Origin of the sequence: Lacibacter cauensis, from assembly GCF_007830055.1 — a bacterium.
Classification (GTDB): domain Bacteria; phylum Bacteroidota; class Bacteroidia; order Chitinophagales; family Chitinophagaceae; genus Lacibacter; species Lacibacter cauensis.
This window is the reverse complement of sequence record NZ_VLLE01000002.1, coordinates 757,011-777,989: the sequence shown is the minus strand read 5'-3', so window position 1 is coordinate 777,989 and position 20,979 is coordinate 757,011. Positions and strand designations below refer to the sequence as shown.

Here is a 20,979-nt window from a genome sequence, read left to right as displayed (position 1 = left end):
AGAAGCGAAGTATTCCAGAACAGCAATACTTCGCTTCTTTGTATACAGCGCAAACCATTGCACAAAAGCGGGAAAGACGTTCATTGGAATTTTTCAGCAAGTTATCTTGCGTAAAAATGATTGCATGCCATTACGAATAAACTACAAGGCTTTTCTTTTATTCCTTGCATTTGGAATAACCTGCATGCATGCTTCTGCACAACTGTTGCAACCGGCTACTGCACCCAATACTGCACAAAAAGAATTGATCAAACGTGGGTATGGTATGTTCATCCATTTCGGTGTGAACACATTTACCAATCTAGAATGGTCGGATGGTACTACACCTGCCAGTGCATACAATCCAACCAACCTCGATCCCGATCAATGGGTACGTACAGCAAAAGAAGCTGGCTTTCGTTATGTGTTGCTGATCACCAAACATCACGATGGCTTTTGTTTATGGGATAGTAAGTATACCGATTACGATGTGGCTTCATCACCCGTTAAAACGGATGTGGTAAAAGCTGTTGCCGATGCCTGCAAAAAATACGGACTGCAATTCGCCATTTATTATTCGCTTTGGGACAGACATGAACCTACGTTCAATGATCCCAATCCGCAGAAGTATATTGATTTTATGTTGAATCAGTTGAAAGAACTGTTTACCAACTATGGCTCTATTTGTGAACTCTGGCTGGATGGTGGCTGGAAAAGAAATCCCACTGATTGGGGTATTGACCAAGTGTATAAACTGGTAAAGCAGTACAACCCCAATTGTGCAGTAAGCGTTAATCACACCATCGTAAATGAAGAAGGCAAACGAAAATTTACTTTGCCTTCATTAATGACAGAAGACAATAAATATTTCTTTCATTATTTCCCCAGCGATTTCAGGTTGTGGGATCCAAAGATCATTACCAAATTCGATAAGAAGCAATACCTGCACGAAGGAAAATCGTATTACCTGCCTTACGAACATACCATTTGCTTAAGCAGCCGATGGAACTGGTTTCAAAAATCGGAGCAACTTCCTGTTCGTGCTTTGGATGAGCTGGAAGAATTATTTTATTGGTGTACCGATAATGATAATTCGCTGGTGATAAATGTACCGCCCGACAAAACCGGACGCATCAGAGAATACGAAGCGCTTGCAGTAATTGAATTGGGAAAACGTTTGGGCATTAAGCCCAACAAACCTTTGCCTAAAAACGGAAGATTTATTTCGCTGTTAAAACCTGCTGCAGCAAGCAGTGTAGCTGCAGATAAAGACATTACCTACAGTGCCTCATTTGTAAATGACGGAAGTTTAGACAGCCGCTGGCTTGCTGCCGATACAACAGCTGCATTAACCATTGAACTCAATCCTGCTGAAGCATTTAATAAGATCAGCATCTTTGAATACCAGGATACAAAAAATCTACCTGACGGATTTTCGCAGATAAGAAACGGCAGAATAAAGGAATACAGCATTGATATTTGGCAGAACGGACAATGGCAAACTATTTACTTAGGCACAGAGCCAATGGGCGATTGTAAAGTCATCCGTTTTCCAAAAACGTATGCAACCAGTAAATTACGATTGAACGTACTGAAAGCAACTGCACCGCCTTCGGTGTATGAGCTGTCGGTGATCAATTTTTAAAAACTGGACGGCGTTATACAGGTATCATCAGCAATCCTGATCATTAAAGAATAATTTATGTTACGGAACCTCCTTGCAATATTCTCATTTTTATGTTTACTGCAGCCTGCTTCTGCGCAAACCAAACAACAACAACCGAACATAATTGTAATTCTTGCCGATGATCTGGGCTGGGTCGATCTTACATCGTACGGCAGTACATTTTACGAAACACCTAATCTTGATCAACTGGCTGCAAAAGGAATTCGTTTTACTCAAGGTTATGCCACCTGCCCGGTATGTAGTCCTACACGTGCAACGATGATGACAGGCAAGTACCCGGTTAAAACCGGCGTTACCGATTGGATCAAAGGACGGCAGGAAGATGGCAAAGCAAAGCCTTATGAAAAATTAATTGCACAACCCACCGCTTACCAATTGGCACTCGAAGAAAAAACAATCGGAGAGTATGCACTTGCAAATGGATACAGCACCTTCTTTGCCGGTAAATGGCATTTAGGTGAAGAGGAAAAATATTGGCCGCAATATCAGGGCTTTCAAACAAATATCGGCGGATGGAGCAAAGGCTCACCCACAGGAAGAATCAACGACAGTACTGGCGGCTTTTTTACGCCGTATAAAAATCCAACCTTACCGGATGGCCCGGCAGGTGAATATTTAACCGATCGCTTAACCAACGAAAGTCTTGCATTTATCGAGCGTAATCAGCAAAAGCCTTTCTTATTAATGTATTCAATGTACGCTGTGCACAATCCATTACAGGCACCTGCTGCGTTGATTAAAAAGTACCAGGCTAAACAAAAGCAACTCGGCCTTACAAATAACCAACGTTTTGCAAAAGATGAACCATGGATGAAATACGAAGACGGATGGAAAAGAAGATTGGTACAGGATCAGCCTGTCTATGCAGCCATGATGGAAAATATGGATTGGAACATTGGTCGCATACTGGATAAACTCAAGCAGTTGAATTTAGATGATAATACATTGGTGATCTTTACATCAGACAATGGTGGATTAAGTACTGCCGAGGGCAGCCCAACAGTAAATGGTCCGTTGCGGGCAGGGAAGGGCTGGTTGTACGAAGGTGGTATTCGTGTACCGTTGATTATGTATTGGAAAGGCAAGATCATTGCAGGAACTACATCTGATTTACCGGTTACAACAGCCGATCTATTTCCAACCATTGCAGCAGCGATCAATCGAAACTATCAAAAAGAGCAAAGCATTGATGGTGAAAATATTTTAATGCTGTTGAAAAAACCGAAGGGCTATAACAACCGGAAATTATTCTGGCATTATCCGCATTACAGCAACCAGGGTGGCAAGCCAGGTTCAGCCATTCGTGCAGGTAATTACAAACTCATTTACAATTACGAGGATGAAAGTACAGAGCTGTATGATGTGGTACAGGATATTGCGGAGAAAAATAATCTCGCAGCATCCAAACCCGTAATTGCCGCTAAACTTAAAAAAGATTTATTGGATTGGTTAAAAGCCACCCACGCACTTATGCCTTTTAAAAACCCTGCTTATAATCCTGCTGCTGTTTCTTCAACAAACACCGAACACGAATAAAATTTCGGCTTTTGCAGAATAGCAATTACTGTTTCGAAGCAACAAATAGTTAGCATGTTTGCTGCGGAAAAGTAATGCTGTACACACATGCAGTGAAACACTCATTTGTATAGAAATCTCTTCGTTACTACCCCTTTTCAAGTAATCGCTGTTGAACGAATTACACCGCTTTTTTGAAGCACTAACCCACCTGTCAAGTAACATATAGTTGCGTACTTAGTTGTGTATTTCTAAATCAAACTAAAACTGAAACGATGCTTGTGCTTAAAAGGATTTTACTCTCTCACATCGGCTTACTCTGCTTCTTCCTCTTACTAAGCCTGCAGTCATTTTCGCAATCAACTACTGTTAGTGGTACAGTCATCAATGCGTCGGACAACACACCTGTTGCAGGCGTATCGGTTGTACAGCAAGGTTCATCTAAAGGAACCACAACAGACGCAAAAGGTTTTTTCACCTTAAACGTATCTGTTGCAAAGCCTGTTCTTGTATTCAGCAGTGTTGGCTATCAAACCTACACACTTAGCTGGGATGGCTCTTCGGCTATTGCCATTAAGTTGGAACCTGAAGTTGCTGCGTTGCAGGATGTAGTGGTTATCGGTTACGGTACACAGAAAAAGATCAATCAAACCGGTGCTACACAAACACTCAAGTTAGATGAGTCGGTAAACCAACCGGTAACCAACTCCGGACAGTTGATGTATGGTAAGTTTTCCGGTGTGCAGTTAACACAGAGCAGTGGCTTACCCGGTGCCGATGCATCAAGCATCGTCATCAGAGGTGTGGGAACTTTTGGTTCATCTACACCATTAGTGGTGATTGATAATATTCAATATGACAACCTGAACGTGTTCAACAATCTTTCTCCATCAGACATTGAAAGTATTTCAGTACTGAAGGATGCTTCTGCAGGTGCTATCTATGGTGCCCGTGGTGCAAATGGTGTAATTATTGTTACCACGAAAAAAGGAAAGAGCGGATCGATGAGTGTTCTTTATAACAACTACATCGGCTTCCAGGAAGTAACTGTTGTTCCCAAATATTTAAACGCACCGGATTATGCAACGTTGAAAAATGAAGCAGACATCAACAGAAATGGTCCTTCAACAACACTGCGTTATTCTGTAGCAGACATACAGGCAATGCGTGACGGTACAGATCCAGACCGTTATGCCAATACCAACTGGGCAAAAGAAATTTTGCGCAGAGCACCCATTCAAAATCATTACATCTCTTTTTCGGGTGGTAACGACCGTACAACATACCGTGCTTCGTTTGGCTATTTGAACCAGGAAGCAGTGGTGCGTGGTAAGTTTCAATCGAGTCGTTATAATTTAAGTTTAAACTTAAATTCAAAACTTACCAACTGGCTTTCTATTTCCAATTCATCGAACGCTTATTGGTCAAGATTTACCGGCCCTACCGGCGGTGCCGATGCCATAACAGGTGAAACCGGGATCATCAATCAGTTCCAGCGTTCATCACCAACTGTTCCCGTTTATTATAAAAATGGCGAGTATGGTACAATAGACGGATCGTATTACTCGGTAAACGCAAGCTTCCCCATCACGAATGCAATCAGAAGAGGATATCTTGGCGATTACAGCAGCGATGAATTAAATTTTGCCAATCGTTTTGGTATAAACATCAACTTTACAAAAGATCTTTCGTTCGAAACAAGTGGCAGCTTTAATATTTTCAACAGTCAGGAATCTGATTTTACACCACGTAACGCAACATACGACTGGACAGGACAAGTGGTAGCACAAAACCCGTTAAACGTTTTACGCAACAGTACAGCATTCAACTATCGTTTGCTCAACGAAAACATTCTGCGCTATGCACATAAGTTCAAAGACAAACATGATGTATCTGTTCTTTTAGGACATTCTGTGCAGTACGGCCGTAATGATGGTTTTGCAGGCTCACTGAAAAACTTCCCCACAGATGGTCTGCAGGAGTTTAATGCAGGTGGTGTTACAGAACCAAATGTTACAGGTGGTGCTTCAGAGTTTGCTTTACAGTCTTTATTTTCAAGAGTAAACTATAGCTACGATGGTAAATACCTGCTTGAATTAAATGTAAGAAGAGATGCTTCTTCTCGATTTGGTTCGAGTTACCGATACGGAAATTTCCCTTCTGCATCAGCAGGCTGGCGCATAAGCGAAGAAAAATTTATGCGTAGCATCAACTGGATTTCTGATTTGAAATTAAGAGCCAGCTGGGGTATTACCGGAAACGATAATATTGCCAACTACCTGTATGCACAAACCTATAATGTTGGCCTCGATTATTTTCTTGGAACCAGTATTGTAAGTGCAGCGGCAGTTACCACATTGGCAAACCCGAATATAAAATGGGAAACAATTAAGCAATACGATCTGGGTATTGATGCAGGATTGTTCAGGAACAGTTTAACTATTACTGCAGATTATTTTAACCGTAACAGTTACGATTTATTGTACAGCAACTTTCCGATTCCATCATCAATTGGCGTTACCAATATTTCGGCAATTAATGCAGCGAGCATGATCAACAAAGGTGTTGAAGTAGCTGTAAATTATCGTGGCCGGATCAAAGGAGGACTAACTTACAGCGTTGGTGGAAGTGTAAGCAAGTTTGCAGATAACAAAGTAACCGGCCTGGGCGATCGTGGCTTGGAAAGCATCAGCGGTGTAAGTATCATCCGTGTAGGTGTACCTTACAATGCGTATTACGGCTACAAAGCACTTGGTATTTTCCAAACAGCTGATGAAGTAACCAACGCACCAAAACAATTTAATAATCCGGCATTAACAAAGCCAGGCGATATCAGGTATGCAGATCTTTCGGGGCCTGATGGCAAACCCGATGGTTTGGTAAATGATTTTGATCGTACAATCATTGGTAATCCATATCCTTCATGGATCTACAACTTCAATGCAAACCTCAATTACAAAGGTTTTGATTTGAATGTATTGTTTGAAGGTATTGGTAATGTAGATCGTATTCTGTACGACAATGGCCAGTTACCCTTTGAAGGCGACAGAAACAATGTGTTAACGTATTGGTTGGATCGTTGGACGCCAACAACGCCTTCTGCCAAATTACCAAGATTAGGTGGTTACAGCAACGCCATCATCTCATCCTTCTATATTCAGGATGCATCGTTCCTCCGTATGCGTAATCTGGAAATCGGCTACTCATTACCATCAGCACTCATTAAGCGTATTGGTTTATCAAAAGTGCGTGTATTTGTTGGCGGACAAAATCTGTTAACGTTTACCAAGCTTGAAAACTTTGATCCCGAAAGAGCCAGAGGCCGCAACACCGATCAAAACGTACCGCTGTACAAAGTGTACACATTTGGCTTAAACGTAAAATTATAAACTACCGATAGGGCAAAACCCTCTAAAAAAATGTTTATGAAAAAAATATTCATCATACTCCTTACAGCTTCACTTGCCGGATGTTCAAAGGATTTTACCGAAAGAGCATCGCTTACACAAATTGCAAAAGAAAACTTCTGGAAGTCTGAACAGGATGCGCAGCTTGCCATCAACGGCATTTACGATGCCATGCAGGACAGAGCATTGTACAGCGGCAACCTCAATGCCACTGCCGGTCTTACCATGTTCGATTGCTTTGGAGATAATTTGTACAACAACTATAAATGGGAAGGTCCCGGCGATTTCATGATCGGCATCATTACACCTTCCAATGGTATGTTCAGCAGCATCTGGAGCTCATCGTACAAGGGAATTGCCAGAGCAAATGCGGCGATTGAAAATATTCAGAACATGTCCACCACACTCATTAGCCAGGATAAAAAGAATGCATTATTTGGACAGGCATTATTCCTGCGTGCATTATACTACTTCAATCTGGCTGTGTATTTTCAGGATGTGCCGTTAATTACAAAAGTGCAAACAATTGAAGAAGCGTATGTGCCTAAAAATACCTACCAGGAAGTTAATGCACAGGTAATAGCCGATTTAACAGAAGCAATTGACAAGTTGCCTGCGTCTTATCCTGCCACACAATATGGTTATGCTACAAAAGGTGCAGCGTTAGGCCTATTGGCAAGAGTGCATCTGTATAACAAAAATTATCAAGGCGTTGTAGACGCAACTACAACACTGCTTACATTAGGTTATAGTTTAAATCCAAGCTATGCACAGTTGTTTACTGAGCAAGGCGAATTGTCTAAGGAAATTCTTTTCTCAGTTCGTTTCAACCAGGATGTATCAAACAACAATGAGTTGTTTTCCGGTACATTTTTAGGCAACCCGGCAGTTGATAAATTACCAATGCCGAATCTGGTAAAAGATTACTACTGCACAGATGGTAAACCAATTACAAGTTCTCCGTTGTATGATCCGGCGCAACCAACCGGCACGGCTTCGCATCCACAAAAAAAGAACCGTGATCCACGCTTACTTGCATCTGTTTATTTTAAAAATGATACATTCCTGATCGATACCAAGGCTAGGTTTGGCGGCAATGTACCAACCACATTCGGACAGAAGAAATATATCAGAAATACATCGGTTTCTGCCAATGGCATTGCTGCGTTTAATCCCGGCGGACAGGACTTTATTGTAATTCGTTATGCAGATATTTTACTGATGCGTGCAGAAGCGTTGGTTGAACTGAATCAATTAACCGAAGTCTATTCACTGGTTAACCAGGTAAGGCAGCGGGTAAGCATGCCAACCGTACAAGCAGTAGAAGGCGCATCGTTAACACAGGCAGCATTGAGAGATATTGTACGACATGAAAGACGTGTGGAGCTGGCCTTTGAAGGTTTACGCTATTTCGATCTGAAACGTTGGGGCGATGTACAGAACGCTTTTAACAGAGCAAAAGCTGATAATGTTACAGGTTACTCACCAATTTATCTTACAGGTAAATCGGAAATATTCCCGATTCCTCTTGGTGAATTGAATGTAAACTCAAACCTTGTACAGAATCCTGTTTGGCAATAAAAAATATTTGATTAAAAAGGGGATAGGAATAGTTTCCGTACCCTTTTTAACTGTGAGAACTTAAAAGAAAGAACATGAGCTGGAGATTACTTTTACTTTTCGTTACACTTGCAGGTATCAGTTCGTGTAAAAAAGGCGCCGGGCCTGCAAACAATAGTCCCACGAATCCTCCCGTAGTGGATAATACTCCTTTTCAACCGGGTGCAACACTGGTTGTATCAAAAACAACTGCCATGGGTAACCCAAGAGTGGCATTGGGTGCAGATACGGTGTTTACAGATTCAAACAGAGGCATCAGTAAGTTTAAAGCGTTGCCTTCCGGTTTCGACAATGCAATTGTTTCGTTTTATTTACCCAAGGGCTTTATTGTGGTATTTGCCGAAAACAATGACGGCACAGGCGAGTCGGTTTGTTATGTGTCTGCAAAAGCATCTATTACAGCCAGTCTGCCCGATGCATTAAAAAACAGGGTTTCCTTTGTTCGCTACATACCGCTTGCAAACACTGCAAAAAAAGGATTTGCGGCAACTGACAGTAACGCCGTTAAATTATTCAATACATCGTGGTATTATGGATGGAGTATCGATCGTCCATCGTTTGGCGCACAACAATTTGTACCCATGACATGGGGAAAAGGAACTGCAACGGTTGATTATATGGCAAGTCTTGTTAATCGCAAAGATGTAGATCATTTGCTTTCGTTTAATGAGCCAGACAATATTGACCAATCAAATATTCCAATTATTGATACGGCTATTGCACGGTATAAAGTAATGATGCAATCGGGTTTGCGTTTGGGTTCGCCAGCCGTTACACAAGACCAGGCTTTTGGTGCCAACAAATGGCTTACGAAATTTATGGATGCCGCTAAACTGCAGAAAGTAAGGGTTGATTTTGTTGCACTGCATTGGTACGATTGGGGGAATCAAACCAACAACCAGGCAACCGATTCGCTTACTGCACAGGCGGTATTTAACCGTTTCAAAACATACATTGAGCGGGTGCACACCGATTATCCGAATCAGAAAATATGGATCACAGAATACAATGCCAACCGCAACAGGAGTTCGAATATTGTACACAAATATTTCATGAAGCTGTCTGTTGACTGGTTGAACACGGTTCCGTATGTTGAGCGGTTTGCTTATTTTTTCCCGCCCGATTTACCTGCTGTTGATACAAACGGTGCCCTGACCGACGCAGGTAGTTACTGGAACAGTCTTACTTCTACCGAAGCCTTTGCTGCTAATATTGAGTAGAACGTTGAACGAATAATGAATCCGTGCTCTAAAGTTTCATAGCATAGTTATACGTTTTATTGAAGCCCCGAACCATTGCAATTGCAACGGTTTGGGGCTTTCATTTTACAGAAACCCAACCAGGTAACAACCCATAGCCAAGCAAACCGACAGGGCAGGATGGTACAGCACGAATGTTCTTTCAGAAATGCATTGCTTCTATTGTTGAAATCAGGATATTTGAGAAACAACCAATCGTTGCTCTGCCATCATGCCATCTGTTTTAAGTAAAAAATATTGGGTGATTACCGCCGTTCTGGTGGTACTGATTTCTGTTGTTGCCTTCCTGTTTAAAGACAATCGTCGAATCGATTACAATGTTGATGTAAAACCCATCCTCAATAAAAAATGTATTTCCTGCCACGGTGGTGTAAAGAAGCAGGGCGGTTTCAGTTTACTCTTCAGGGAAGAAGCATTGGCCGAAACAAAAAGCGGTAAGCCGGCGATTATTCCCGGCGATCCGGATGCCAGTGAAATGATCAGGCGCTTGACATTGAAAGATGAAGAGGAGCGTATGCCGTATAAAGAACATCCGCTTGCAGAAGAAGAAATCAATGTGCTGCGTACATGGATTAAACAGGGAGCCAAGTGGGGAACGCATTGGGCTTATACTACGATTGAAGAACAGGAAGTACCAAAAGGCAAACGACGTTTCTTTGGTCTATTACCTGCTAAGAAAAACGAATGGGTGCGTAACGATGTTGATCATTTCGTTTACGATAAACTTACTCAGCAAAAGCTTCTACCGTCAACAGAAGCAGATAAAGCAACGTTACTTCGTCGTATAAGTTTAGATATTACAGGATTACCTCCATCAGCATCAATTGCACAACAATTTTTAAATGATAATACAGCCGGTGCGTATGAGCGCTTAGTGGATAGTTTATTGGCATCGCCACAATATGGCGAACGCTGGACAGCGATGTGGCTCGATATGGCACGTTATGCTGATACCAAAGGATATGAACGTGATGGCTATCGTTCCATCTGGCGTTACCGAGATTGGCTCATTCAATCGTTCAATGAAGACAAGCCGTACAATACATTTTTAGTTGAACAGGTGGCGGGTGATCTTTTGCCCGACCCAACCGATGCACAATACATTGCTACCGCTTTTCACCGTAACACCATGACGAATGATGAAGGTGGTACCGATAATGAAGAGTACCGCACTGCTGCAGTAATGGATCGGGTGAACACTACCTGGGAAACATTGATGGGTACAACGTTTGCCTGTGTGCAATGTCATAGTCATCCGTACGATCCGTTTAAGCATGAAGAGTATTACCAGTTTCTTGCGTTCTTCAACAACACACGTGATGAAGACACGTATGAAGAATATCCTGTGTTACGTGAATATAAAAATGCTGACAGTGTAAAATTTGAAAAGCTGAGTGCATGGCTGCAGCAACATGTATCGAAAGTGAAGAAAGCAGAGATCATCCGCTTTCTTAAAACAGGACAACCGGTGATCAACTCTGTAGTGTGCGATGCATTTACCAACAGTGCATTGGCCGATACGAAATGGCTTTCCTTAAGAAATAACGGAAGTACTCGCATTAAAAAAGTTGATCTGCAGACAAAAGATCAATTGCTGTTTCGTTATGCAACAGGTGTTGAAGGGGGAGTGTGGACAATTCATCTGGACAGCATTAATGGAAAAGAGTTAACGAGTATTCCGCTGAAAACAACCAAAGGTTGGGCTGTTGCAACAGCTTCTATTCCTGTTGTTGAAGGTGTGCATGATCTTTGGTTGACGTATAAAAATCCCAACCTGAAAAAGCCGGAAGATAACGGTGCAAACTTCAGCTGGTTTTATTTCACACAAACATTTCCCGGTAAAGAGCAACCCGGCTATGATTCTGCAAAGCAACAGTACATCGATCTGATCGGTTCAACGCAATACACTTCTACACCCATCATGGTTGATGGCACAAACAGTTTTGCACGAACAACACATGTATTTGAACGGGGCAATTGGATGGTGAAAGGAGCAGAAGTAAAACCCGGTGTACCACACACATTGAATGCAATGCCTGCCAATGCACCTGCAAACCGTTTAGGCTTAGCGATGTGGCTGACAGATAAAAAGAATCCGTTGGTATCACGCACCATAGTAAACCGCATCTGGGAACAGTTATTTGGTCATGGACTTGCAGAAACATTGGAAGATCTCGGTACGCAGGGTATTCCGCCCACACATCAGCAATTGCTCGATCATTTATCGTGGCAGTTGATGCACAAGTATAACTGGAGTTTAAAAACACTCATCAAAGAAATTGTTTTGTCTGCTACGTACAGGCAATCATCTGTTGCAACAAAAGAACAGATCGAAAAAGATCCAACGAATAAATGGTATGCAAGAGGTCCACGTGTGCGACTTTCTGCAGAACAATTACGAGATCAGGCATTGGCCGTAAGTGGTCTGTTAAGTACAAAAATGTTCGGCAGAAGTGTCATGCCTTATCAACCCGATGGCATCTGGCTTACCCCTTACAATGGAGAAAAATGGAAGATGAGCGATGGAGAAGATAAATACCGCCGTGCAGTATACACCTTCTGGAAACGCAGTGCACCTTATCCGTTTATGATGATGTTTGATGGTGCAGCCCGCAATGTTTGTGTGGCAAGACGTATCAATACCAATACCCCCTTACAGGCGCTCGTTACGTTGAACGATTCTTCTTATCTGGATATGGCAAGAAACTTTGCGTATGAGTTAAAGCAAAAAGGAGTGAGCGATGCAACGCAACAGATCAGAAAAGGATATGAACAGATGATGTACAAACCCATCAGCAAAGAAAAATTAAAAGCGTTAAATGATCTGTACACACAAGCATTGCAAACATTCAATAAAGATAAACTGAAGGCTTGTGAAGTGATTGGTATGGACAGTAAACATAATAATCCTGAAACAGCTGCATTGGTTGTGGTGATGAATGCCATGCTGAACCTGGATGAATGGATAACAAAAAACTAATGTGCTAATTTGAAAATGAGCAAATGTGCTGATGAATTATGACACAGAAAGAATTAAATAATGAACGTCTTGCTACCGAAGCAAAACAAAAAGAACTGCAGTTCTTTACCCGCAGGCATTTTTTAAAAGAAAGTGCCATGGGTTTTGGTGCTTTGGCGCTGGGATCATTGCTCGGCAGTTGTGGCAACAATATGGGTATGGCTTCATCGCCTGTGTTTGATGCGGCACATCCATTGGCTCCACGCATGCCGTTCTTTCCTGCAAAAGCAAGATCGGTTATTTACCTGCACATGGCAGGCGCACCATCGCAACTGGAGTTATTTGATTATAAACCGGAGCTGGCGAAACTGAACGGACAAGATTGTCCGCCTTCTTTACTCGAAGGAAAAAAGTTTGCGTTCATTCGTGGTGTACCAAAAATGTTAGGGCCGCAGGCAAACTTTAAACAGCATGGAAAAAGTGGATTGTGGGTGAGTGATTACTTACCTCATTTTTCTACCATTGTTGATGATGTGTCGATCATTAAATCAGTAACAACCGATCAGTTTAATCATGCACCTGCACAATTACTGATGCATACCGGCAGTGCACGTTTAGGCAGACCAAGTATTGGCAGTTGGGTGACGTATGGCTTAGGTACAGAAAATCAAAATCTGCCCGGCTTTGTGGTGTTGACTTCGGGCGGTAATAATCCTGATGCAGGCAAGAGTGTTTGGGGCAGTGGATTTTTGCCGAGTGTCTACCAAGGTGTACAATGCAGAAGCGAAGGTGATCCGGTTTTGTTCATTAACGATCCGCAAGGAATGGACAGAGATTTACGCAAAGCTTCTATTGATGCCATTAATAAAGTAAACCAGGAACAATACAAAGAGTTTAATGATCCGGAAATTCTCTCCCGTATTTCGCAATACGAAATGGCGTATAAGATGCAGATCTCTGTTCCGGAAGTGATGAATATTAATGATGAGCCGGAATACATTCGTGAAATGTATGGCGCACAACCCGGCAAAGGAAGTTTTGCCAACAATGTATTGCTTGCACGAAAACTTGTTGAGAAGGGAGTGCGTTTTGTGCAGTTGTTCGATTGGGGATGGGATACGCATGGAACAAGTGCCGATGGTGCTGTGGATATTGGTTTGATCAATAAATGCAGACAAGTAGATAAAGCCATGACAGCATTGATCCTTGATTTAAAACAACGGGGACTGTTAGACGAAACACTGGTGATCTGGGGAGGAGAATTTGGCCGCACACCCATGCAGGAAAACCGTGATGGAAAAGAAATGCCGTTTAAAGGAAGAGATCATCATGCAGAAGCATTTAGTATGTGGATGGCCGGTGGCGGCATTAAAGGCGGCACCACCTACGGCGAAACAGATGAGATCGGTTACAGTATTACAAGTGGTAAAACAGAAGCATTCGATATACAGGCAACGATCTTAAATCAACTTGGTTTCGACCATGAAAAATTTACGTATGATTTCCAAGGTCGGCCATTCCGCTTAACAGATGTGAGCGGAAAAGTCATCACCGATATTCTTGCTTAATCACATTCAAGACAACCCATTATTACAATGAATCAAGACCGACGCAACTTCATTAAATCAACTTCATCTGCAACTGCTGCAGCAATGCTGGCGCCTTTTGCAGCAATAGCTGAAACACAAAAGCCATTGTTCCCTGCAAACAATCAATTTAAATTACTGTTCATGCAAACAAGCTGGGGCTTTGCAGGTAATATTGAAGCATTTTGTGCAGCAACAAAAAAAGAAGGCTATAATGGCATAGAAGTATGGTGGCCTGCTGATGATCAAAAAGCACAGGATGAATTATTTGCCGCATTAAAGAAATACAATTTGGAAGTTGGATTTTTATGCGGTGGTTCACAAAGCAACTGGCAGGAACATCTGGCAACATTCAAAAAAAATCTGGATGCAGCAACAAGTAATACCATTCAAAAACCGGTGTATATCAACTGTCATTCGGGCAGAGATTATTTTACGTTCGATCAGAACCAGCAATTCATTAGTTATACCACGCTGAAGAATAAAGAAACGGGTATTCCCATTTATCATGAAACACATCGTGGCAGAATGCTGTTTGCTGCACACATCACAAGACAGTTCATTGAAAAGAATCCTGCGTTGCAGTTAACACTCGATATATCGCATTGGTGCAATGTACACGAAAGTTTATTGGCCGATCAGAAAGAGACAGTTGACCTGGCATTGAGCAGAGTGGGGCATATCCATTCACGTATTGGTCACCAGGAAGGGCCGCAGGTAAACGACCCACGTGCACCGGAATGGGAAGCAACCGTCAAACAACATCTGGCCTGGTGGGATGAAGTGATCAAACGCAAGAAAGCAAACGGCGAACAAATGACGATCCTGACAGAGTTTGGTCCGCCGAATTATATGCCAATATTAGCTTACACCCGACAGCCGCTGGCAGACCAATGGGCAATTAATGTGTACATGATGCAGATGCTGAAAAAGAGATATGAAGGATGAGTAATGCGTGGTGAATGATGAGTGCGCTTCGTCAGACGTCCTCGTCGGACGAATAATTTTAAAAATAAACGAATAAACAGCTTTAGTTAAAAAGCAACATACTTGCAGCTTAAAGCTACTAGCTTATCGCTTTATATGGTTCTAACAGTTTCAGAATTTCTTGGTCGCTTTCATCCGGTGCTGGTGCATTTACCAATCGGCATTTTATTGATGGCAGCTGTATTTTATGTACTGTCGTTACGTGAACAATACAAGGCATTGCACCAGGCAACAACAGTTGCATTGTTGCTGGGCATGTTGAGTGCAATTGGTTCCAGTATTAGTGGTTACCTGTTATCCATCAGCGGCGATTATGAAGCCGATATGGTGAGCACACATAAATGGATGGGCTTTGCTGTTGCTGCTGTTGCCGTTGTTTCTTATTTCCTTCATACAAAAAAGAACAATGCAGTAAAGTGGACGATCGGTTTAATGACACTGTTGATCTTTATTACAGGACATACAGGTGGCTCACTTACACATGGTTCCGATTATCTTACTAAATCAATCACCACTCCTGCAGCAAAAACCGAACGTAAACCCATTGCCAATGTACAAGAAGCCGTAGTGTACAAAGATGTGGTGCAACCAATTTTGGAAGAAAAATGTTACAGCTGTCACAATGCAGCCAAACAAAAAGGAAAGCTCCGGCTCGATGGTCCTGAATGGATCAGCAAAGGAGGGAAGCAGGGTGAAGTTGTTATCAGCCGTAATGCCGATGAAAGTGAGCTCATCAAACGGCTACTGCTGCCCAAGCAACACGAAGACCACATGCCGCCAAAAGAAAAACCACAGCTGAATGAAAAAGAAATAGCATTATTGCATTGGTGGATCAACTCCGGGTTATCATTCGATAAAAAAGTAAAAGACCTTGCACAACCAGAAAAAATAAAACCATTGCTGTTGAGTCTGCAATCTGCAGTAAGCAATGAAATAAAAACAAAACCACAAATCCCTGATGCAGCTGTTGAACAGGCCGATGCTGCAGCCATCAAAAAACTTACTGACAGGGGAGTGGTGGTATTACCTGTTGCACAAAACAGCAATTACCTGCTGGTGAATTTTGTAACAGTACAGGGATTAAGTGAAGGCGATATCAAACTATTGCTGTCAGTAAAAAAGCAACTTGTTTGGGTAAAGTTCGCTAACCAACCGGTGAACGATGCTATGCTGGCAATCCTTGCCGAATGCAAAGCGATTACCCGTTTAGATATCAGTTATACCAAAATCACCGATAAAGGATTTGTTCATCTGCAACAGCTGCCCAAGCTGCAAACACTTAACCTGGTTGGTACAGCCGTTACTACAAACGGATTGATGCAATTAAAGAATAATCAAAACTTACAGGCGGTGTATATTTATCAATCGGCAGTTCCTAAAAAAGACTATGCAGCCCTAAAGACTGCATTGCCTAAAACAACAATTGATACCGGTGGTTATACAGTGCCTATGCTGCAAAGCGATACAACCGTATTTACAAAACCGAAAGCATAAGCGTTGTCATCAATTGAAACCGAGCATCGTTTTATAAAACGTATATTTTCATTAATACGTAATTGTCAAACCTGCACCCAATCCCATATCACTGTCGTAATGTGTAGATAATGATACATACTTGGTGAGAATATAACGGAAGCCAGCCATGTATTCCTTGTCTGTATTTGCCATAAAGTTGAAACGCAGTCTGCTGCTTACAGGAATATCTTCCCTTCCTAACTGCACACGCAATTTTCCTTCTGTATCAATTCGTGCATCTGCACGTACCAACATCGGCAACGTATATTGAAAACCGAAACAAACAACGCCACGTTTATCTTTTGTATTCACCTGTCCGAACAGATTTTTCTCTGCTTCTCCATGTGTACGGTAACGCCAGTCGAAGCCAACGTAAGGCATCAGCCATTGATTAGGGCCAATCAACCGACCGATATGCAACTCATTTTCAAATCCTTTTTCTGCATTCAACCCAAGCCGCCATTCGTTCTGCAGCATCCACCGTGTATTGGAGTACATCAGTTCGCCATCGCTGCCGGTACTTTCTAGGCCGATCTGTGCAGCAAAGTAAAACCGGCGATCATCATGATATACTTTTCGTATTGCTTTCTGTGGATCGGGCAATTGCGGATTAGGAGGCGTGTTCTCATAGCTGAAAATACGTCCCATGCCACTCATCATGTGGTAAAGAATGTGACAATGAAAATACCAGTCACCATATTTTTCCGATGCATGAAACTCGATGGTATCAGTTTCCATGGGCATAATGTCGAGTACAGTTTTCAACGGAGAGTATTCGCCTTGTCCGTTTAAGGTGCGGAAGAAATGACCATGCAAATGCATCGGGTGGCGCATCATGGAATTATTGGTTAAAATAATCCGGATGTTCTCTCCCTGTTTAATCAATATCTTATCCGACTCAGAAATCGTTTTGTTATCCATCGTCCAAACATACCTGGTCATATTACCTGTCAATTCAAACTTCAATTCACGAACCGGCCCCTCGGGTAAGGTTGTTTTCCGTGGAGCTTTCAGCATGGCATAGTTGAGCGTGATAATGGATTTGTTACTGTCTACAATTTCAGGATACATCACTGTGTTCATATCCATCTGCTGCAGACTCATGTTCATACCCATATCGTTCATGCTGCCATCCATGTTCATCATGTCGTTCATCATCTTCATGCCTTCAAAATATTTCAGACGGGGCATGGCGCCTGCAGCATGTTTCGCTCCATCGCTTAGCCAAAGCGAAGTACTTCTTGTACGATCTTCGGAAGTTGATAATAATTCGTAACTACCATCACCGGGAATTGTAACCATCACATCATAGGTTTCTGATACACCGATAATAAAACGATCTACTTCAACAGGTTCTACTTCCGCACCATCATTTGCCACCACACTCATTTTACCACCTGCAAACTGCAGCCAGAAATACGTAGACGAACTTCCGTTGATGATCCGCAACCGCACTTTATCACCCGCTTTGTACTGTTTCTTTTCTTCAGCAATTTTTCCATTGGTAAAAAGCGCATCGTAATACACATCGCTTACGTCCATTGCCAGCATGCGTTTCCACTCGTTGGTCATTTTTACACCCAGTCTTTTTTCTTTTACTGCCTGCAGGTAATCCTGTGTCGCTTTCTTTTTAATCGCATACCAATCGGTAGCATAATGCAACGAGCGTTCTACCTGGTTGGGATTTTCATTCGTCCAATCACTGAGCAAAACAACTTCTTCGGCAACAGGTTGCTTATCTTTTTCATGAATAACTATAGCACCATACATACCGCTTTGTTCCTGTAACATCGTATGCGAATGATACCAGTAAGTACCATGCTGCACAATAGGAAAACGAAACACATGTGTGCTGTGTCCTTTTATAGGTGCAGTGGTTAAATACGGAACGCCGTCCTGTTCGTTCGGCAGGATCAATCCATGCCAATGGATTGAGGTTTCCATATGCATTGTATTATGTACATGAATTTCTGCGGTATCACCTTCCATAAAATACAGGGTAGGTGCCGGGATACTTCCATTAATGGCCACGCCCTTTGCTTTTTTACCGGTGTAGTTGACCGTTGTATCGGTAACATACAAGTGATACACAATTTTATTACCTGTTCTTGTAACAAACGGCTCTTTTACAGATATGCTTTTTTGCATGTTATGCTGAGCATACACCGGCAACGCACCTGCAAGAAACAGCAACACACTATAGATCAGCTTTATCCTATTCATTGTTTAATCGTTTCTTTTACGTTTCCGCAGGTGAGCATTTTGTTGCCGTAATATGGATTCTTGATTGCTTTTTCAGCGCTCAGCCAGGAAGCTTTTTTCATCGGGCAGTAATCAACATAAATCTCTTTATCCGATAAGGAGATTGATTTTGCAAGACTGATCATATTCGTTGACAGTGTACCAAAAAACTCTCTTTGTTTGTCGATATCATTTGCTCCGGTAATTGCTGCTGCATCTGTCTGCAGTTTTTGTTTTACCGGCTCAAACGCTTTTACTTCGGCAGCAGAAGCTGTTGAACTATTTACAGCCGCAACAGCTAATTTAAAATCAGCAGCAGCAGTAGATGCTGCTGAACTGTTACCGGCAACAAGTTCATTCTTCAGCTTATAATAGGTATTCAATACTGTACCAACAGATTTACTTTGAGCAGTTGCAGTAGAAAAAAGCAAAGTTGCAAGAGGAATAAATAATGCTTTCATGATCGTTTGATTTAACGTAAAAGAATAATGTATAGCCGGCAAGCGTACTTACCAGCTATACGTTTTACTGTTGAAGTGGTTCGGCTTTGTAACCGGCATCGGTTACGGCTTTAATAATATCACTGCTGCTCACCGCTTCATCCGTTTCAATACGAAGTATCTTATCGGGATTGGCTATATCAACTTCCCAGTTATCCTTACCGGCAACCTTGTCGAGAAAAGGAGTTGCTTTTGCAATACAGCCGGAGCACTTAATGTTTGTTTTGAATGTTAATGCGTCCATCTTTCTAAAATTTAATCGTTCAATCATTTCACCGGTTTCGTACCGGTTTGTTTACAATGTAAAATTAGAAAGGGCAGAAGGGATGAGTGTTATACAATAAGAATCGAAATGTATATAATTTCAGGTCCGGACGGGTTAGTCAATAATCTTATCAAGTGGCTTACGCTTATTTTCTTTCAGCTGTTTGAAATGTGACGGCGTTAACCCTGTTGTTTTTTTAAACTGTTGCGAAAGATGCTGTGTGCTGCTGTACCCCATTTCAAAAGCTATTTCGCTGAGGCTTTTTTCATCGTACATCAGCAATTCTTTCACTTTTTCAATACGCTGCAGAATAGCATATTTTTCAACAGTAATCCCTTCGACAGAAGAAAATAAGCTGCTGAGGTAATGATAATCCAATCCCAGTTTTTCTTCCAGCATCGCCGATAGCTTCAGGTTAAACTCATCCGCATCTTTACCATGTATCAGCGACACGATCGTGGTTTTGATGCGTTCTACAATCTTTGCTTTTTTATCATCCAGCAATTCAAAACCATGTTGCTCCAGCAGGTAACGCAATTGCTCCAGCTGTTCTAAACTTGGTTGCTCTTTCAGTTCTACCTGCCCTAACTGGATGTTGTTATAAGCCAGCTGCAGCTGATCGAACTGCTGACGAACAACCATCACACAACGGTCGCAAACCATGTTTTTAATATGCAGTATTTCCGCCATCGTACAACAAAGATACTTATATAAAAGTAAAAGCAATCGGCTTACATCTTCATCAAAACCGGAGATTATATACATTTTAATCGAAATGATATAACAGGGCAGCGATTACCCGGTATTTATTTTGTTGCACCAAATCAAATGCTATGCAACAATCTGTTTTTATTAAAGGAATGGTTTGCCATCGCTGTATTACAACCGTAACAAAGGAACTGCAGCAACTAGGTATCGAACTGGATGAAGTTTTGCTGGGCGAAGTAAGGTTTGCTGTGAATGCTCCATTTACCGATTTTGATGTATTGAACAAAACACTAGCGCCACTCGGATTTAGTGTAATTGAAAATAAACGCAGCAAACTTGTACGACAGGTAAAGCAAATTGTAGCAGATGTCTATTCCGGCGACTATGATTTTCCCTACCAGTTCAGGCTATCGGATCTGCTTGCACAAAAACTGGAAAAAGAACATGATTTTATCAGTCAGCAATTCTCTGCAGAGGAGGGCATTACCATCGAGAAGTTCGTAATTGATTTTCGTATTGAAAAAATTAAAGAAATGCTTGTTTACACAACACTTAGTCTTGCCGACATATCGTTTCAGCTTGGTTTCAGCAGTGTTGCACACTTATCCCGTCAGTTTAAACAACAAACCGGGCTCACACTTTCACATTTTAAAGTTCTGCGGCAAACCCATCATTAAGCAGCTGCCAAAGGAAATTATATACAACAACCAGCTAATTGTATAACAATAAAAGCAGTAACTGAAACTAGCTT

Annotated in this window: 14 protein-coding genes; 10 read left to right on the top strand and 4 right to left on the bottom strand. The window is 41.9% G+C overall.

What is annotated here, in order from left to right:
- Positions 1-124 precede the first annotated feature (124 nt).
- From IQ13_RS03345 to IQ13_RS03305, 9 genes are all read left to right on the top strand, one after another.
- Positions 125-1,624, top strand: a complete 1,500-nt coding sequence (locus IQ13_RS03345) for an alpha-L-fucosidase (RefSeq protein ID WP_158637291.1) — start codon at positions 125-127, stop codon at positions 1,622-1,624.
- 57 nt (positions 1,625-1,681) lie between these two features.
- Positions 1,682-3,202: a sulfatase gene (locus IQ13_RS03340; RefSeq protein WP_144884481.1), complete on the top strand. Its 1,521-nt coding sequence runs from the start codon at positions 1,682-1,684 to the stop codon at positions 3,200-3,202.
- A 254-nt stretch (positions 3,203-3,456) separates the two neighbouring features.
- Positions 3,457-6,570 (top strand): SusC/RagA family TonB-linked outer membrane protein, encoded by a 3,114-nt coding sequence (locus IQ13_RS03335; protein ID WP_144884479.1) that lies wholly within the window; start codon positions 3,457-3,459, stop codon positions 6,568-6,570.
- Between the two features lie 36 nt (positions 6,571-6,606).
- Positions 6,607-8,169, top strand: coding sequence for a RagB/SusD family nutrient uptake outer membrane protein (locus IQ13_RS03330; RefSeq protein WP_158637290.1), 1,563 nt, complete (start codon positions 6,607-6,609; stop codon positions 8,167-8,169).
- Positions 8,170-8,243: 74 nt separating this feature from the next.
- On the top strand, positions 8,244-9,428 hold the full coding sequence (locus tag IQ13_RS03325; RefSeq protein WP_144884475.1) for a glycosyl hydrolase: 1,185 nt from the start codon (positions 8,244-8,246) through the stop codon (positions 9,426-9,428).
- A gap of 250 nt (positions 9,429-9,678) precedes the next feature.
- On the top strand, positions 9,679-12,447 hold the full coding sequence (locus IQ13_RS03320) for a DUF1553 domain-containing protein (protein ID WP_144884473.1): 2,769 nt from the start codon (positions 9,679-9,681) through the stop codon (positions 12,445-12,447).
- Between the two features lie 38 nt (positions 12,448-12,485).
- Positions 12,486-13,994 (top strand): DUF1501 domain-containing protein, encoded by a 1,509-nt coding sequence (locus IQ13_RS03315; RefSeq protein WP_144884471.1) that lies wholly within the window; start codon positions 12,486-12,488, stop codon positions 13,992-13,994.
- 27 nt (positions 13,995-14,021) lie between these two features.
- On the top strand, positions 14,022-14,960 hold the full coding sequence (locus tag IQ13_RS03310) for a sugar phosphate isomerase/epimerase family protein (protein ID WP_144884469.1): 939 nt from the start codon (positions 14,022-14,024) through the stop codon (positions 14,958-14,960).
- A 135-nt stretch (positions 14,961-15,095) separates the two neighbouring features.
- Complete coding sequence (locus tag IQ13_RS03305; protein ID WP_144884467.1) at positions 15,096-16,493, top strand: c-type cytochrome domain-containing protein; 1,398 nt, start codon at positions 15,096-15,098, stop codon at positions 16,491-16,493.
- Positions 16,494-16,544: 51 nt separating this feature from the next.
- Here the strand turns inward: IQ13_RS03305 and IQ13_RS03300 are convergent, their stop codons facing one another.
- From IQ13_RS03300 to IQ13_RS03285, 4 genes are all read right to left on the bottom strand, one after another.
- Positions 16,545-18,737 carry a multicopper oxidase domain-containing protein gene (locus IQ13_RS03300; protein ID WP_242009469.1) on the bottom strand — a complete coding sequence of 731 codons (2,193 nt, stop codon included), beginning with the start codon at positions 18,735-18,737 and terminating at the stop codon, positions 16,545-16,547.
- Positions 18,734-19,216, bottom strand: coding sequence for a DUF3347 domain-containing protein (locus IQ13_RS03295; protein WP_144884465.1), 483 nt, complete (start codon positions 19,214-19,216; stop codon positions 18,734-18,736). Before IQ13_RS03295 ends, IQ13_RS03300 begins: the two co-directional genes overlap by 4 nt.
- A 64-nt stretch (positions 19,217-19,280) precedes the next feature.
- Complete coding sequence (locus tag IQ13_RS03290; RefSeq protein WP_144884463.1) at positions 19,281-19,499, bottom strand: heavy-metal-associated domain-containing protein; 219 nt, start codon at positions 19,497-19,499, stop codon at positions 19,281-19,283.
- Between the two features lie 135 nt (positions 19,500-19,634).
- Positions 19,635-20,210, bottom strand: a complete 576-nt coding sequence (locus tag IQ13_RS03285) for an AraC family transcriptional regulator (RefSeq protein WP_144884461.1) — start codon at positions 20,208-20,210, stop codon at positions 19,635-19,637.
- A gap of 143 nt (positions 20,211-20,353) precedes the next feature.
- Here IQ13_RS03285 and IQ13_RS03280 point away from each other — a divergent pair, with 143 nt between their 5' ends.
- Positions 20,354-20,905 carry an AraC family transcriptional regulator gene (locus IQ13_RS03280; protein ID WP_144884459.1) on the top strand — a complete coding sequence of 184 codons (552 nt, stop codon included), beginning with the start codon at positions 20,354-20,356 and terminating at the stop codon, positions 20,903-20,905.
- The last annotated feature ends 74 nt before the right edge of the window (positions 20,906-20,979 follow it).

Bases quoted from the DNA above. Each gene is read 5' to 3' on its own strand.
- IQ13_RS03345 (WP_158637291.1), top strand. From the start codon at position 125: ATGCCATTACGAATAAACTACAAGGCTTTTCTTTTATTCCTTGCATTT.
- IQ13_RS03340 (WP_144884481.1), top strand. From the start codon at position 1,682: ATGTTACGGAACCTCCTTGCAATATTCTCATTTTTATGTTTACTGCAG.
- IQ13_RS03335 (WP_144884479.1), top strand. From the start codon at position 3,457: ATGCTTGTGCTTAAAAGGATTTTACTCTCTCACATCGGCTTACTCTGC.
- IQ13_RS03330 (WP_158637290.1), top strand. From the start codon at position 6,607: ATGAAAAAAATATTCATCATACTCCTTACAGCTTCACTTGCCGGATGT.
- IQ13_RS03325 (WP_144884475.1), top strand. From the start codon at position 8,244: ATGAGCTGGAGATTACTTTTACTTTTCGTTACACTTGCAGGTATCAGT.
- IQ13_RS03320 (WP_144884473.1), top strand. From the start codon at position 9,679: ATGCCATCTGTTTTAAGTAAAAAATATTGGGTGATTACCGCCGTTCTG.
- IQ13_RS03315 (WP_144884471.1), top strand. From the start codon at position 12,486: ATGACACAGAAAGAATTAAATAATGAACGTCTTGCTACCGAAGCAAAA.
- IQ13_RS03310 (WP_144884469.1), top strand. From the start codon at position 14,022: ATGAATCAAGACCGACGCAACTTCATTAAATCAACTTCATCTGCAACT.
- IQ13_RS03305 (WP_144884467.1), top strand. From the start codon at position 15,096: ATGGTTCTAACAGTTTCAGAATTTCTTGGTCGCTTTCATCCGGTGCTG.
- IQ13_RS03300 (WP_242009469.1), bottom strand. From the start codon at position 18,737: ATGAATAGGATAAAGCTGATCTATAGTGTGTTGCTGTTTCTTGCAGGT.
- IQ13_RS03295 (WP_144884465.1), bottom strand. From the start codon at position 19,216: ATGAAAGCATTATTTATTCCTCTTGCAACTTTGCTTTTTTCTACTGCA.
- IQ13_RS03290 (WP_144884463.1), bottom strand. From the start codon at position 19,499: ATGGACGCATTAACATTCAAAACAAACATTAAGTGCTCCGGCTGTATT.
- IQ13_RS03285 (WP_144884461.1), bottom strand. From the start codon at position 20,210: ATGGCGGAAATACTGCATATTAAAAACATGGTTTGCGACCGTTGTGTG.
- IQ13_RS03280 (WP_144884459.1), top strand. From the start codon at position 20,354: ATGCAACAATCTGTTTTTATTAAAGGAATGGTTTGCCATCGCTGTATT.